This window comes from Serratia sp. 25CWL12 (genome assembly GCF_055790885.1).
The window spans coordinates 630,533-646,145 of sequence record NZ_CM147698.1 but is presented as its reverse complement, the minus strand read 5'-3'; the positions used below and the strand labels follow the sequence as shown (position 1 = coordinate 646,145).

Sequence of the window (15,613 nt, the reverse complement as noted above, 5' to 3'; positions counted from 1 at the left end):
CAGCTCCTGACTTAAAATAGACGTCCAGATGTTAATCCATCTATACTTTTCTACTGCTTGACAGCTTTGCCTGAGAGGCGTTGCAGGATCAATTTATCACCACCAGAGCCCTGATGCTTTGCTGTTCGGATCGCCAACGCTGTGCAGTTATTTTTAACCCGTTTTGTGCAAGGTAAAGAATCACCATGGCTAAACACCTTTTCACGTCTGAATCTGTCTCTGAAGGACATCCAGACAAAATTGCCGATCAGATCTCCGATGCCGTTCTTGACGCCATTCTAGAACAAGATCCTAAAGCGCGCGTAGCCTGTGAGACCTACGTAAAAACCGGTATGGTGCTCGTTGGCGGCGAAATTACTACCAGCGCCTGGGTTGATATTGAAGAAATCACCCGTCAAACCGTGCGTGAGATTGGCTATGTTCATTCTGATATGGGCTTCGACGCCAACTCCTGCGCGGTTTTAAGCGCCATCGGTAAACAATCCCCAGATATCAACCAGGGTGTAGATCGTAGTGACCCATTGGAGCAAGGGGCTGGCGACCAGGGGTTGATGTTTGGTTATGCCAGCAACGAAACCGACGTGTTAATGCCGGCTCCAATCACTTACGCACACCGCCTGGTTCAACGCCAGTCTGAAGTGCGTAAAAATGGCACTCTGCCATGGCTGCGTCCAGATGCTAAAAGCCAAGTCACCTTCCAGTATGACGACGGTAAAATCGTGGGTATCGATACCGTGGTACTCTCTACACAACATTGTGAAGAGGTCACGCTAAAAGCGCTGCAAGAAGCAGTGATGGAAGAGATCATCAAGCCCGTGCTGCCCGCTGAATGGCTGAGTGCTGATACCAAATACCACATCAACCCGACAGGCCGTTTCGTTATTGGTGGCCCAATGGGTGATTGCGGCCTGACCGGGCGCAAAATCATTGTTGATACCTACGGTGGTATGGCACGTCATGGTGGTGGGGCATTTTCCGGCAAGGATCCTTCCAAAGTTGACCGTTCCGCTGCCTATGCTGCCCGTTATGTCGCGAAAAATATCGTGGCCGCCGGGTTGGCTGAGCGTTGTGAAATCCAGGTTTCTTATGCTATCGGTGTGGCTGAGCCAACCTCTATCATGGTGGAAACCTTCGGGACTGAGAAAATTTCAACTGAGCGGTTGACCGTGCTGGTGCGCGAATTTTTCGATCTGCGTCCTTATGGGCTGATCCAGATGATGGATTTGTTAAAACCGATCTATCGCCAAACCGCCGCTTATGGCCACTTTGGTCGTGAACACTTCCCTTGGGAAGCCACTGATAAAGCCCCTTTGTTGCGTGAAGCTGCTGGCTTGAAATAAGCCCATATGAGGGTAGTAAAAACGGCGAGCCACTGGCTCGCCGTTTTTGTTACTGGATATATTTTATTGACCAAACATATCCTTGATCCACCCAGGAACACCATCGGCATCTTTCTGCTCATCCAGTTTTGGCTGCTGAGATTGTGGTGGCTGTTGCTGTTGTTGCTGTTGCTGCTGCTGTGGCTGAGTTTGCTGCGATGGCTGTTGAGCCTGTTGTACCACCGCCTGACTCCCCTGGCATAATCCCTGTGGGTTTTCCGTCCACACGGGGAGGGTACGCGAGCCATTACCACCACAAATGAAATTACCGTCAGAATCGATGGCCATCTGGCTAATTCCTTCTGGCTGTTGCAACGTCAACGCCAACGGCGTCTGATTCTCCAGATAGCGACGGTACAGTGTCAGAGCACCATTAGCACCGGTTAATTTAGCTGGGCCATTATTATCACGCCCAACCCAGGCTATCGCCACTTCCTTGCCATCAATACCTGCAAACCAACTATCGCGCAAATCGTTGGTGGTACCGGTTTTGGCCGCCAAATTGTAGTTGCCATATTTACCAGACAGTGAACGCGAAGTACCACGGACTACCCCCTGTTGCATCGCGTACAATGTCAGATAAGCCGCTTGAGCCGGGACCATACGCTCTGCCTGTGGCAAGCTCTGATACAACACGGTGCCATCCTCTGCAATCACTGAACGTACTGCAGACAGCGGGGCACGGTTCCCCCCGCTGGCGATAGTCTGGTATTCCTGTGCCACTTCCATCGGAGTCAGACCAATGGCCCCCAGCAACATAGAAGGTACCGGAGAAATGGCGGTTTTAGGGATACCCAAGCGTTGTAGCGTCGCGCTGATCTGATCCAGCCCCAACGACATCCCGAGATTGACCGTTGGCACGTTGAGGGAGTTGGCCAAGGCATCAACCAACATCACCCGGCCACGGAACTGGCGATCATAGTTGTTCGGTTGCCACGAGGTACCATTTGGCAACTTTATCGACAGCGGCTGATCCGCCAGCCAGGTATTCAGGCGGTACTTATCGGGCTGCGACAACGCCGCCAGGTAAGTCGGTGGCTTGGCCAGTGACCCCACCAGACGCCGCGCCTGAGTTGCCCGGTTGAAACCAGCAAACTGAGAATTAGCTCCCCCTACCATGGCACGAACTTCGCCGGTGAAACGATCCACCACCACCATGGCAGCTTCCAGATCATCAACATGACGAGCTGCACGCAGCGCCGGGACCCCTTCCTCAACCGCTTTCTCCGTCGCATCTTGCGAAACCGGGTCCAGTGTGGTGAAGATCTTCACCCCTGAAAGATCATTAATCTTGTCACCCAGCTTATTCTGCAACTCCTGACGCACCAGTTGCATAAAAGCGGGCTGCGGTGAAATCACGCCCCCTTTCGGCTGCACCCCCAACGGACGACTACTCAGCATGTTATAGAGCTCAGCGTCAATCATCCCCTGCCCCTGCAACAGCTTAAGCACCACATTACGGCGTTCCAACGCTAACTGCGGGTTACGCCATGGGTTATACAACGAGGCGCCTTTGACCATGCCCACCAGCAAGGCCTGTTGATCAAGACTCAACTCATTAACCGGACGACCAAAGTAATACAGGCTCGCCAGTGGAAAACCGCGGATCTCATCACCACCACTCTGCCCCAGGTAGACCTCGTTAAGGTACAACTCCAGAATACGGTCTTTGCTGTAACGATAATCCAGCAGCAACGCCATATAAGCTTCATTGAGCTTGCGCGAAAGTGAACGCTCACTGCTCAAGAACAGGTTCTTCACCAATTGTTGCGTCAGAGTACTACCGCCTTGCACCGCATGACCGGCGGACAGGTTAACGAATACTGCACGGCCAATAGAATAAAGACTGATACCTTCATGCTCATAGAACTGACGGTCTTCGGTGGCGATCAACGTATCCACCAGCAAATCCGGGAAGCCACTACGCGGTACAAACAGGCGCTGTTCACCATTGGGTGACTGCATCATGGTTATCAAACGCGGATCAAGACGGAAAAAACCAAAGTTACGCTGATTATCCATATTAACGATTTTTGCCAAACCGTTGTTCTGGAAATCGAGCCGAGCGTGGATCTGCCCCTCTTTGCCATCCGGGAAATCAAATGGACGGCGCTGCAGTTCAATACTGTTGCCCTCCACCGTAAATTCCCCTGGGCGCGTCATGCGACTAACCTGACGGTATTGCATCCCTTCCAGCAGATTAACCATCTGCTGTTTACTGTATGGCATTCCAGGTTCCAGGTTAACCATTCGGCCATACACCGCCGCTGGCAACTCCCAGACTTTGCCATCAATACGACTGCGGATCTGCGAATCGAGATAAACGCCATAAACCGCCAACAATGCGGCAACCACCAGGAACAGCTTGATCAGTAAACCCAGCCAACGGCGTTTTTTACGTGATGGGCGCGCTTTTACCTTGCGCGACATGCGTTTTTCCTCATATTCCTCATCATAGCCATCCTCGTCGTCGTCATACTCATCCTGATACTCGTTTTCTTCGTATTCATCATAATCGTCATAATCATCATCACGACGACGGCGCATCGGTCTACGTGGCGCCTGACGTTTAGCTTGTCTCCCTTGGCGCCCAATCGGCTTGCGGTCATCCCCAGCCATTACTGTTGCTCTCCATATTGTGGCCCTGATGGCCATTATTTATCGCTTAATCTAGTCCTGTAGCAGGCTACAGAACAGAAGAAACTTCTGAATTATACCCATCACCCTTCAAAGGTGCAGAAAACCCATCCCCCTAAACTAGCGGTACCGTTATTGATATTTTTTGGTACGTCGGGTCGGGGGACTATTGGCTGGGTCATCCGGCCATACATGTTTGGGATAGCGCCCTTTCATCTCTTTTTGTACCTCTGGGTACGCCCCCTGCCAGAAAGCAGCCAGATCGCTGGTAATTTGCAATGGTCTGTGTGCGGGTGAAAGGAGCTCGAGCACCACCGCTATACGCCCCTCGGCCAACATTGGGCTACGTTGTTCACCAAACATCTCTTGTAAACGCACCGCCAGCACTGGCAGATTATCGCTGTCATAGCGAATCGGTAAGCGGCTGCCGGTGGCTACAGTGTAATGAGTCGGTAACGCATTATCCAGCCGCTGTTTTTGTTGCCAGTTCAATAGACGCCCCAGGGCTTCAGCCATATTTACCTGCTTGAGTCCACGAAGATCGCGCACGCCCCCCAATGACGGTAATAACCAACTTTCCAATGTCGCCAACAGCGACTCATCATCTACCGCAGGCCACGCAGCCTCAGGCAGCCAGCGCTGAGCGCAGTGTAAACGTAAACGTAACTGCTCTGCGGCGCTGTCCCAACTGAGTACACCCACCCCCTGCGTGCGTATCCAGTTTATCAGTGCCTGTTGCAACTCTTCATCTGCCGGTTTGGCCAGCGGTTGAGCCCGCAAGATTAAGCGGCCTATCTGTTGCCGCCGCCATGCGCGCAGAGTGCCTTTATCTTCGTCCCATTCAACAGCAGTCTGGCTGCTGACCAGCTGTGGCCGTTGAGTCACCAGGCTGTCAATCTCGATCGGTAACGCCAACAGGATACGAGCATCCGGGTTGTTGTGCCCTTGCAACAGGGAAGGAATGATCAGCCAAGGGTACCTGGATAGTGCGTCATGCTGATCCATAGCGGCCCCTAAACCATTCGCCAGCAAATAACGCCCATCGTGCCCACGCTGCTGCGCTAGACGGTCGGCAAAAGCCGTTGCCAGCAAAAAAGGGGCAAGCTCAGTATCCACCTGCCCTGTTTTTTGAAGTAAGCGCTTACTTAGTTGAGTCGCCCGGCGTTGCCAATGTGATTGGGGGCAACTCAACCAATAGCCAATATCGATCTGCCCACCGCGCGGCGGTTCTTCAAGCAGAGCCGCTAACATCGCTGCTGTCGCTAATCCATCAGGCCCCATCTCTGCGCCGGCGCAGAGCATGGCCGCTAACCGGGGTTCGCAACCCAATCCCGCCATCTTGCGACCTTGAGCCGTGAGCTTGCCCCCACTGTCGATGGCCGATAAGGTGTGTAACAACTGGCTGGCTGCCATCAATGCCCCTTGAGGAGGCTGATCAAGCCAGGTCAGTTGTTCGACATCCACACACCCCCATTGCAATAATTCAAGCCATAAGCTGGCGAGATCACTTTGCAGGATTTCCGCTGTTGCGTGCTCCGCCGCACGTTCCGCCTGCTCCCGGGTAAACAGATGCCAGCAGATACCAGGCTCCAGACGCCCAGCACGCCCGGCACGCTGTAACATGGAAGCCTGGCTGATGCGCTGGGTGACCAAACGAGTCAGTCCACTACGCAGGTCATAGTGGGCTACGCGCTCCAGGCCCGCATCAACCACCAGACGAATCCCTTCAATGGTCAAGCTGGTTTCCGCGATATTGGTGGCCAGCACCACTTTGCGGCGTCCCTTCGCTGCGGGCTGAATCGCTTTTTGTTGCTGCATCAAGGGCAATGCGCCGTATAGCGGGCAGAGATCAATGTCAGTGGCCACATCCCCTGTCAATCGTTCCAGTACCCGACTGATTTCCGCCACGCCAGGTAAGAAAAGCAGCAATGAACCCTGCTGCTCAGACAGTAAGCGCTTCACCACCGATGCCACCCCCTCCTCAAACCGCTGATGGCTAGCCAGTGGTTGATAGTGGCGCTCAACAGGATAACTACGCCCTTCTGAAACCACCACCGGTGCTGCCGGCAGTAATTGCGACAAACGCACATTATCCAGCGTCGCTGACATAATCAGTAACTTCAAATCGTCACGCAGCCCCTGTTGCACATCAAGCAATAAGGCCAAGGCCAAATCCGCTTGCAAGCTGCGTTCGTGGAATTCATCCAGAATGACCAAGGAAACCCCCTGCAGTTCAACATCCTGCTGCAACATGCGGGTCAGTATTCCTTCAGTCACCACTTCCAGACGAGTCTGAGGGCCGATTTTGCTTTCAGCCCGCATACGGTAACCGACGGTTTGGCCCGGCTCTTCCCCCAATTGCTGTGCCAGGCGATAGGCCACGTTTCTGGCCGCCAACCGCCGCGGCTCAAGCATGATAATACGCCCTGGCAACTGAGCTTTTGCCAGTATTTGTAGTGGCAACCAAGTAGATTTACCGGCACCGGTCGGCGCATGCAGCAAGACCTGAGGGGCGGATTGCAGTGAGGCAAGCAGTTGCTCAACAACCGCACTGACGGGCAATAAGGACACTAAATTCTCCGTGGAGTGGTTCGTGGGGTAGTTAATGAATGACACCCATTGTAGCATTACCCTCAGCGTTTAATTCACTTACCGGGGTTACATGTCCAGTTCACGCCGCTTGTTCTTTGCACTTCCGTTACCTGATGCCCTGCAACAACAGGTGATACGCTGGCGTGCCACTGCCTTCGCTCCCGAAGATGGCCGCCCGGTTGCTGCTGCCAACCTACATCTGACCCTGGCATTTCTGGGCGAGCTTAGTGAGCAGAAAGAGCGAGCATTAAAAGCGCTGGCCGGGCGCATAGTACAAGCTGGCTTTCAGCTCTGCCTTGATGACCTCGGTCACTGGCCGCGCCCGGGTATCGTCTGGCTTGGCACCAAGCAGGCACCACGCGCCCTGTTGCAGTTGGCGGCCTTACTCCGCTCGCAGGCGGCCCGCAGTGGCTGCTATCAGAGCCCATTACCGTTTCACCCCCATATCACGTTACTGCGGGCGGCGACTAAACCGCTGGTTCTTCCCCCGGGCACACCGGGTTGGCATTTTGATGCCCGTCATTTCTCGCTCTATCAATCGGTGTTTGAACAAGGTCGTACCCGCTACCATGAACTTGAGCAGTGGACACTCAACCAACAGGATAAAACATGATTTTTACCCCACCGCTAAAATCTGCCCAACTGATTAAGCGTTATAAACGTTTTCTGGCTGATGTGATTACGCCAACAGGCGAAACCTTGACCTTGCACTGTGCCAATACCGGGGCGATGACCGGCTGTGCGACACCGGGTGATACGGTTTGGTACTCCACGTCAGAGAATGCCAAGCGTAAATATCCCCAGAGTTGGGAACTCACCCATACGCAGGGAGGTGACTGGATCTGCGTCAATACGCTGCGTGCCAATACGCTGGTGCGTGAAGCAATTGAACAGAATATAATCACTGAATTATCCGGTTATTGTAAAATCAGCAGTGAAGTAAAATATGGTGCGGAAAATAGCCGTATCGACTTGTTATTACAGGCAGAAAACCGGGTTAACTGCTATATTGAAGTCAAGTCTGTCACACTATTGCAACATGATCGTGGTTATTTCCCAGATGCTGTTACGCTCCGAGGACAAAAACATCTACGTGAGTTGCAAAGCGTGGTTGAACAAGGTCAACGGGCGGTACTGTTTTTTGCGGTGTTGCACAGTGGTATCGCTCAGGTGACTCCGGCACATCATATAGATAAGCATTATGCGGCACTACTCAAGCAAGTTCAGCAGACAGGAGTGGAAGTGATTTGTTATGGGGCAAAATTATCACCTGACGGTCTATCACTCTGTGATAAGTTACCGTTTTTTATCGATTAGCGCGTGCGGGCAGTGATTAATTTTGCCACCAGATAGCCGCGTCGATTACGCCTTCCTTCACAGCATTGTCAAGTAGGCGACAGGAATAATTGCCATCCCTCTTCCCTTCTGTTATTTATAGCGGCCTGTTTTTCCCCTCTTCGGGGATTCGATATACCTGAACATCGTTGTAATAAAGGTATAGTGCGTGTGTATGTAGGAGAAGCAATATGCAAGAAGGGCAAACCCGTAAAGCCTCGTCCTTGAGCATTCTCGCCATCGCTGGGGTGGAGCCGTACCAAGAGAAGCCGGGCGAAGAATACATGAATAGCGCTCAGTTGGCGCATTTCAGACTCATTCTTGATGCATGGCGTAACCAGCTTAGGGATGAAGTTAACCGCACGGTTTCACATATGCAGGAAGAGGCAGCTAATTTCCCTGATCCAGCAGACCGAGCAACTCAGGAAGAAGAGTTCAGCCTTGAACTTCGTAACCGAGACCGTGAACGTAAACTGATCAAAAAGATCGAGAAAACGCTGAAGAAAGTAGAAGACGATGATTTCGGCTACTGCGAATCTTGCGGCGTGGAGATTGGCATTCGTCGCCTTGAAGCGCGTCCGACTGCTGATTTGTGCATCGATTGCAAGACGTTGGCCGAGATCCGTGAAAAGCAGATGGCTGGCTAAGCAGTTATTACCGCCTGTGGCGCGTGCCTCTATACGCGCCACACCGAGTAAAGGACACTGCTTCCTACTGCTATGGTAGACAGTCACTATGTGGGGCGTTTTGCCCCATCGCCTTCTGGAGATCTGCATTTCGGTTCGCTGATTGCCGCTCTGGGAAGCTACCTTCAGGCTCGTGCTCAACACGGGCAATGGCTGGTACGCATTGAAGATATCGACCCTCCGCGGGAAGTGGCTGGTGCAGCTGACCGCATCCTGACGACATTAGAACACTATGGCCTCCACTGGGATGGTCAGGTGCTATATCAGTCCCAACGCCTCGACGCCTACCGAGCTACCCTTGATTGTTTACAACAACAGGGAGCAAGTTATTACTGTACCTGTACACGCCAGCGTATCCAGCAGCTTGGTGGGCTATACGATGGTCATTGCCGTCAGTTACGACTTGGCCCACAAGGTGCGGCAATCCGTTTGCGACAATCAAACCCGATCTATACCTTTAACGATCGGTTGCAGGGGGAATTGCAGGCTGAACCCGCCTTGGCAGAAGAAGATTTTATCATTCGCCGCCGTGATGACCTGTTTGCCTATAATCTGGCTGTGGTGATCGACGACCATTTTCAAGGGGTGACCGAAATCGTTCGTGGTGCCGACCTGATCGCCCCCACCGTGCGCCAAATTGCGCTATACCAGCAGTTACAAGCCCCGGTTCCGCACTATATTCATTTGCCATTGGCATTAGGCCATCATGGGATCAAGCTGTCGAAACAAAATCAAGCACCGGCGCTACCCAGTGGTGACCCACGCCCGACGCTGATTAAGGCCCTCAAGTTTCTCCAGCAACCACAGCCAGAAAGCTGGCAAGATCTGAGCCTGTCGTTATTATTGAACTGGGCTGTGCAACATTGGTGCTTAGAAAATGTACCACGCCAACGGGCTATTCATCTCACCCCAGATTCATTGTAGTGGTAACAGACGTCAATATAGTGAGTAAAATCACAACAGCATTCTCAAAGACGCCATGGTGAGCTATTATTAGCCGCTGTTTTTAATTAGCACTTTTTTATCCGTCACTATCGAGGTGTACTATTTTTACCCGAGTAGCCAATTTCTGCCGTAAGGTGCTTATCCGCGATGACAAATTGAACCGCGATAATGCGCGGGACAGCGAGCAAGCCCAAACTCGCGAGGAACTCGCCCCCGTAGAACAACCGGCGAAACAATCACCCCGCTCTGCTACCAGCGGCGCCCATAACCCTGCCCGCCGTCCGGCAGCGCGCAAGCGTGCGCCATTGCCGACCACAGCAGACGCACGCTCAATCACCGTGATCCCGCGTGATCAGCATTCGATTTCACGTAAAGACATCAGTGATAATGCCCTGAAGGTGCTATACCGTCTGAACAAATCCGGCTATGAAGCCTATCTGGTCGGTGGTGGTGTACGCGATCTATTGCTTGGCAAAAAGCCCAAAGATTTCGACATTACCACCAATGCTACCCCGGATCAGGTACGCAAATTATTCCGTAATTGCCGTCTGGTTGGCCGCCGTTTCCGGCTGGCACATGTGATGTTTGGGCCAGAAACTATCGAAGTTGCCACCTTCCGTGGCCATCACGAACAGCATCAAGAGTCAGACAAGAACTCTTCGCAACAAGCGCAGAGTGGCATGTTGCTGCGCGACAATATTTTTGGTTCTATTGAAGAAGATGCCCAGCGCCGCGACTTCACCATCAATAGCCTGTATTACGGCATTGCGGATTTTACCGTGCGCGATTACGTCGGTGGCCTGAACGATCTGCAACAAGGTGTGATCCGCTTGATCGGCGATCCAGAAACCCGCTATCGTGAAGACCCGGTGCGGATGCTACGTGCGGTACGCTTTGCCGCCAAACTGGACATGACCCTCAGCAAAGAAACTGCCGAGCCAATCCCTCGGCTAGCTTCATTACTAAGCGAGATCCCGCCAGCTCGTCTGTTTGAAGAGTCGCTGAAATTATTGCAGACCGGGAGTGGTTATCAAACCTACCTCAAACTGTGTGAATATCAGCTGTTCCAGCCGCTGTTCCCACTGATTGCGCGCCACTTCACGCCAGACCAGGATACGCCAATGGAACGCATTCTGGTGCAGGTACTGAAAAATACCGATCACCGTTTGCAAAACGGTCTGCGTGTCAACCCGGCTTTCCTGTTTGCTGCCATGTTGTGGTACCCACTGCTGGAACACGCACAGAAACTGGTTCAGGAGAGTGGGCTGACCTATTATGATGCCTTTGCACTGGCAATGAATGATGTGCTGGATGAAGAGTGTCGTTCATTAGCGATTCCCAAGCGGATCACCACATTAGTGCGGGATATCTGGCAATTGCAATTACGCTTGTCCCGTCGTCAAGGCAAACGTGCCTATAAGCTGATGGAACACCCCAAATTCCGCGCCGCTTACGATTTGCTGGCTCTGCGCGCCGAAGTGGAAAACAATGCCGAGATGCTGCGCTTGGTCAAATGGTGGGGCGACTTCCAGGAAGCTACTGCGGCACAGCAGAAAAATATGGTGAGCACGTTGGGGGAAGACCCGGCACCACGCAGAACGCGTCAGCGCCGCCCGCGTAACCGATCCCCACGTAAAGAGGAAGTATAATGGTACGCGTTTATATCGCTCTTGGGAGCAACTTGGCGCATCCCATTGAGCAGATAAATAACGCACTGGCAGCATTGGATCATCTACCGCAGACCCAGCGCATCCTTTGCTCGCCGTTCTACCGTACCAAGCCGCTGGGGCCACAAAACCAGCCGGATTTTCTTAATGCGGTGGTGGCACTGGATACGCTGTTATCCGCAGAACAATTGCTTGATCACACTCAAGCGATAGAGCGCGACCAAGGGCGGGTCCGCAAAGATGAGCGCTGGGGGCCACGCACACTGGACCTGGACATCCTGTTATATGGTGACCAGGTGATTAATACCGAGCGCTTAACCGTACCGCACTATGGCCTGAAACAGCGTGAATTTGTGCTCTATCCGCTAGCGGATATTGCGCCAAATCTGGTGTTGCCGGATGGTGAAAGCCTGGCAGACTGCCTGAAACCTGTACCTAAAAACGGCATGACGTTATGGTAATCACCTGCCTGCTGAAACAACCCTAGAGGAACGTCTGCCACCTCACCACCCTGTATCATTAAGGTGGTGTCAATATACCCCAGCATTCCGCCCCCCGCTTACCACCTGCATGGCGCTGGGGATAAATTGTACGGCTATTCTTTGGAGAGATGATCGTGAAACCCACCACCGTGAGCCACTTACGCCAGTGGAAACAGCAAAAGCACAAATTTGCCACCATAACGGCTTACGATGCCAGTTTTGCCCAATTATTCGAGCAACAAGGCATTAAAGTGATGTTGGTTGGTGACTCGTTAGGGATGACACTACAAGGGCATGACTCCACACTCCCCGTTACCGTCGCCGACATCGCCTATCATACTCGTGCGGTGCGTCGTGGCGCACCAGCCTGCCTGTTATTGGCCGACCTTCCTTTCATGAGTTACGCTACCCCTGAACAAACCTGCCACAGTGCGGCAGAACTGATGCGTGCCGGGGCTAATATGGTCAAACTGGAAGGGGGCAATTGGCTGATTGATAGCGTAAAAATGCTGACAGAACGTGCTGTTCCCGTTTGTGGTCATCTCGGGCTGACACCACAATCGGTCAACCTGTTCGGTGGTTATAAAGTGCAAGGGCGCGAGGAAGCCACAGCAAACCAACTGTTGGAGGATGCCAAAAGCCTGGAGCAGGCTGGCATGCAACTACTGGTACTGGAGTGCGTTCCGAGCGAACTGGCGCGGAAGGTGACAGAAGCCTTGTCTATCCCGGTAATTGGCATTGGTGCCGGTAATGCTACCGATGGTCAAATACTGGTCATGCATGACGCCTTAGGGATCACCAGTGGCCATATTCCAAAATTTGCCAAAAACTTTCTGGCACAGAGTGGTGATATCCGCAGTGCAGTACAACGCTATATTCAGGAAGTTGAACAAGGTGTCTATCCTGCAGAAGAGCACTCGTTCAACTAATTTTGTCATTGCTTGAATGAATGATTGTTTGAAAGATTGATTGAAACTCCAGGAGTTATGGAATGGTAATTGTCGAAACTCTGCCATTGCTACGCCAACAAATCCGCCGCTGGCGGCAAGAAGGCAAGCGCATCGCACTGGTCCCCACCATGGGAAACTTGCATGAAGGCCACATGACGTTGGTTGATGAGGCTCGTGCTCGTGCCGATGTTGTGGTTGTGACTATTTTCGTTAACCCGATGCAATTCGATCGCCCTGATGATTTGGCTCGCTACCCACGCACACTGCAAGAGGATAGTGAAAAACTCACTCACCGTAATGTTGATCTGATATTCGCCCCATCACCAGCAGAAATTTACCCACAAGGATTGGATCAGCAAACCAGTGTCGATGTTCCTGGTATTTCCACCATCCTTGAAGGTGCCAGCCGTCCAGGGCATTTCCGTGGTGTAGCTACCGTGGTCAGTAAATTGTTTAATCTGGTTCAACCTCATCTGGCCTGCTTTGGCGAGAAGGATTACCAGCAACTGGCACTGATCCGCAAGATGGTCGAGGACATGGGGTACGATATTGACATTATTGGTGTACCCACAGTGCGCGCCAAAGATGGGTTGGCACTCAGTTCACGCAATGGCTACCTCAATGCCGAAGAGCGCAAAATTGCACCGCAGCTAAGCATGATTATGCATGGCGTAGCAGAGCAACTCAGCCATGGTGAGCGCCATGTGGATAAATTACTTGGGCAGGCAGCGGAAAGGCTGCGCACTGCTGGCTTTACCCCTGATGAATTATTTATCCGTGATGCCGACACGCTGCAACCATTAGGTATAGAGAGCCGCCATGCAGTCATATTAATGGCTGCCTGGCTGGGTAAAGCGCGCTTGATCGATAATCAACAGGTCGACCTGTCGTAATAAGCCCTTTATAGAACACGGTTGCCGTGGTGACTTCATTGGCAGTAGACTGAGCCTGTTTATTGCTGAAGTGACCCGCAAGCAGAGTCAGATTTCAATCCAGTTGGCTGAAAAGCCGATATTCAGTTAGGTAACGCTATGATACGTACTATGTTGCAAGGCAAACTGCATCGGGTAAAAGTGACTCAGGCTGACTTGCATTATGAGGGTTCCTGCGCCATCGATCAGGACTTTCTGGAAGCGGCAGGGATTCTGGAATATGAAGCGATTGATATTTACAACGTTGATAACGGTCAGCGTTTTTCCACCTATGCCATCGCTGCTGAACGCGGTTCACGCATTATATCGGTCAATGGTGCGGCGGCGCGCTGTGCCTGTGTCGGTGACAAACTGATCATCTGTTCCTATGTGCAGATGAGTGATGCCGATGCGCGTCAGCACCATCCGAAAGTCGCCTATTTTGAGGGCGATAACCTTCTGCAACGCAAGGCGAAAGCCGTTCCTGTACAGGTTGCCTGATAAAAAAACCGGGCGCGTAAAGCGCCCGTTTTTTATCTTCCATACCCTAGCCGACTCACCCGGGTTGAATAAACATTTGCATCTGACCGAGCATCATCAATGAGGCAAACTGCCCCCAGAAATCCATTAGGTCAACTGACTCCTGAGATTTCCCGTCGCCATGATCTAACGACAAACTGGATAAACTTGGGTACAACGGTGTCGATAAGGATTCCCGCGTGTTGGCAACTCGCTCTGCCATCGAAGGAATAGAGTCGGTGCGTAGGATATATAACCGTTTCAAAGTATAAATATTATCCCCTGGCTTCACTTTGCCTTTTACCGTCGAAAACGCCAGATGCAGCCCTGCTTCTTTTGCTGCCTCGACCGCATCCTGGTTATAGCCGCCAAATGGGTAAGCGAGATAATAGATTTTCGGGTTAAACTGTTCCAACGCCCTTCTTGAACGCTCAAAGTCAACCCTAATATTATGTAGCGAACGACTCAGCAAAATGGGCCGGTGCTTGCCATCGGTACGATGCAGGAAATGGGTATGCGATTGAATATCAAAAACATCCTGAATTTCTTGTAATTCAGAAATACTCATAAACTGCAATGTATCTGCGTTCCACTGCTGTGGATGGCGCTTGATACGTGAAGAGATAACAAATGTTGTTGCCTGAAAACCGTTCGCCTTCAGTACTGGATAGGCATAGCGATAAACCGATTTCAAACCATCATCAAAGGTCAGCACCACAACCTTAGCAGGTAGATTGATCTGATTATTCAGATAAGCTTCCAGTTGATACAAGGTGATAGTGTCATAGCCAGCCTGTTTCAGATACGCCATCTGATTACTAAATGCCGCATCAGAGGTGGTGGTTGACGTATTCCGAAAACGTTTGTTCTCTTCATTTTTCAACATGTGGTGATAGGTCAACACCGGGATACCATTGTCAATCTCGCTATCCTGGGCCCTGATAAAACCCAGACGATCGCCAATGTTAACTTCAAACCAAGTGTTATGCATCCGGTCTTTCAGTTTACCAATAATCGGATAACGCAGATTCTCTTCCAGTACAGCAAACACTTTACTTTGAGCATCCGGAGTAGAATAAACCTGGGTTGGCCGCTGAGTAATCAAATGTTGTGGATTCGCGGGCTGTTTGCTCAGTTCCTTTGAGTCATCCTTCACCTGACGTGATTTAATGATCGGGCGAACATTGGCTTTATCAATAAAACCGGTACCATGCCCAAATTTGAACTCATAATATTGCGCATCTGCACGGAACACCTGGAGCAGTTGACCTTGCTTCACTTGCCCTACTGGAATGACCTGTTCGCCCACCAACGAATACATTTCGCTGTCTCGTTCTGCTTCCATGTACTCGGTTTTGACCGTACTGTCTTGCGACACCACCACCGCCGCGGCAGTTGGCACCAGCAACGATATAACAATACCGAGTAATCCTGCGATTATTCTATGTTGAGACTGCATGGTTTGTTCTACTTACTAATCCCCGATAAAAGTGCGCTAGCATAACATGAT

Annotated in this window: 12 protein-coding genes and 1 pseudogene; 10 read left to right on the top strand and 3 right to left on the bottom strand. The window is 51.7% G+C overall.

The genetic code is table 11. The annotated features are described in order from the left end of the window. The first annotated feature begins 185 nt into the window (after positions 1-185). A complete protein-coding gene (gene metK / locus ACX9GV_RS02915; protein ID WP_023489532.1) occupies positions 186-1,340 on the top strand; it encodes a methionine adenosyltransferase in 1,155 nt (384 codons plus the stop codon). 63 nt (positions 1,341-1,403) lie between these two features. Here the strand turns inward: metK and mrcB are convergent, their stop codons facing one another. Next, on the bottom strand, positions 1,404-3,998 hold the full coding sequence (gene mrcB / locus ACX9GV_RS02910) for a bifunctional glycosyl transferase/transpeptidase (protein ID WP_473196990.1): 2,595 nt from the start codon (positions 3,996-3,998) through the stop codon (positions 1,404-1,406). 150 nt (positions 3,999-4,148) lie between these two features. Beyond that, positions 4,149-6,587 carry an ATP-dependent helicase HrpB gene (gene hrpB / locus ACX9GV_RS02905; protein WP_473196989.1) on the bottom strand — a complete coding sequence of 813 codons (2,439 nt, stop codon included), beginning with the start codon at positions 6,585-6,587 and terminating at the stop codon, positions 4,149-4,151. A gap of 91 nt (positions 6,588-6,678) precedes the next feature. On the opposite strand from hrpB, the gene thpR reads away from it, so the two are divergent. From thpR to panD, 9 genes are all read left to right on the top strand, one after another. Then, positions 6,679-7,221: an RNA 2',3'-cyclic phosphodiesterase gene (thpR, locus tag ACX9GV_RS02900; protein ID WP_023489535.1), complete on the top strand. Its 543-nt coding sequence runs from the start codon at positions 6,679-6,681 to the stop codon at positions 7,219-7,221. Continuing rightward, positions 7,218-7,925: a DNA/RNA nuclease SfsA gene (sfsA, locus tag ACX9GV_RS02895; RefSeq protein ID WP_473196988.1), complete on the top strand. Its 708-nt coding sequence runs from the start codon at positions 7,218-7,220 to the stop codon at positions 7,923-7,925. Before thpR ends, sfsA begins: the two co-directional genes overlap by 4 nt. Positions 7,926-8,134: 209 nt before the next feature. Then, a complete protein-coding gene (gene dksA / locus ACX9GV_RS02890; protein WP_023489537.1) occupies positions 8,135-8,590 on the top strand; it encodes an RNA polymerase-binding protein DksA in 456 nt (151 codons plus the stop codon). A gap of 72 nt (positions 8,591-8,662) precedes the next feature. Further along, positions 8,663-9,553, top strand: a complete 891-nt coding sequence (gene gluQRS, locus ACX9GV_RS02885; protein WP_473196987.1) for a tRNA glutamyl-Q(34) synthetase GluQRS — start codon at positions 8,663-8,665, stop codon at positions 9,551-9,553. A 122-nt stretch (positions 9,554-9,675) separates the two neighbouring features. Beyond that, positions 9,676-11,223 carry a polynucleotide adenylyltransferase PcnB gene (pcnB, locus tag ACX9GV_RS02880; RefSeq protein ID WP_473197966.1) on the top strand — a complete coding sequence of 516 codons (1,548 nt, stop codon included), beginning with the start codon at positions 9,676-9,678 and terminating at the stop codon, positions 11,221-11,223. Beyond that, entirely contained in the window at positions 11,223-11,702 is a 480-nt protein-coding gene (folK, locus tag ACX9GV_RS02875) for a 2-amino-4-hydroxy-6-hydroxymethyldihydropteridine diphosphokinase (protein ID WP_473196986.1), read from the top strand. The genes pcnB and folK overlap by 1 nt, the downstream gene beginning before the upstream one ends. A gap of 155 nt (positions 11,703-11,857) precedes the next feature. After that, positions 11,858-12,652, top strand: coding sequence for a 3-methyl-2-oxobutanoate hydroxymethyltransferase (gene panB, locus ACX9GV_RS02870; RefSeq protein ID WP_473196985.1), 795 nt, complete (start codon positions 11,858-11,860; stop codon positions 12,650-12,652). Between the two features lie 62 nt (positions 12,653-12,714). Beyond that, a complete protein-coding gene (gene panC / locus ACX9GV_RS02865; RefSeq protein WP_473196984.1) occupies positions 12,715-13,566 on the top strand; it encodes a pantoate--beta-alanine ligase in 852 nt (283 codons plus the stop codon). A 138-nt stretch (positions 13,567-13,704) separates the two neighbouring features. Further along, positions 13,705-14,085: an aspartate 1-decarboxylase gene (gene panD / locus ACX9GV_RS02860; RefSeq protein WP_116730726.1), complete on the top strand. Its 381-nt coding sequence runs from the start codon at positions 13,705-13,707 to the stop codon at positions 14,083-14,085. Between the two features lie 220 nt (positions 14,086-14,305). On the opposite strand, the pseudogene ACX9GV_RS02855 reads toward panD, so the two are convergent. Beyond that, a pseudogene (locus tag ACX9GV_RS02855) lies at positions 14,306-15,562 on the bottom strand (polysaccharide deacetylase family protein); the annotation flags it as partial. Between the last annotated feature and the right edge of the window lie 51 nt (positions 15,563-15,613).

What these genes read in the sequence shown, in the direction of transcription:
- metK (WP_023489532.1), top strand. Translation starts at nt 186, where the DNA reads ATGGCTAAACACCTTTTCACGTCTGAATCTGTCTCTGAAGGACATCCA.
- mrcB (WP_473196990.1), bottom strand. Translation starts at nt 3,998, where the DNA reads ATGGCTGGGGATGACCGCAAGCCGATTGGGCGCCAAGGGAGACAAGCT.
- thpR (WP_023489535.1), top strand. Translation starts at nt 6,679, where the DNA reads ATGTCCAGTTCACGCCGCTTGTTCTTTGCACTTCCGTTACCTGATGCC.
- sfsA (WP_473196988.1), top strand. Translation starts at nt 7,218, where the DNA reads ATGATTTTTACCCCACCGCTAAAATCTGCCCAACTGATTAAGCGTTAT.
- dksA (WP_023489537.1), top strand. Translation starts at nt 8,135, where the DNA reads ATGCAAGAAGGGCAAACCCGTAAAGCCTCGTCCTTGAGCATTCTCGCC.
- gluQRS (WP_473196987.1), top strand. Translation starts at nt 8,663, where the DNA reads ATGGTAGACAGTCACTATGTGGGGCGTTTTGCCCCATCGCCTTCTGGA.
- folK (WP_473196986.1), top strand. Translation starts at nt 11,223, where the DNA reads ATGGTACGCGTTTATATCGCTCTTGGGAGCAACTTGGCGCATCCCATT.
- panC (WP_473196984.1), top strand. Translation starts at nt 12,715, where the DNA reads ATGGTAATTGTCGAAACTCTGCCATTGCTACGCCAACAAATCCGCCGC.
- panD (WP_116730726.1), top strand. Translation starts at nt 13,705, where the DNA reads ATGATACGTACTATGTTGCAAGGCAAACTGCATCGGGTAAAAGTGACT.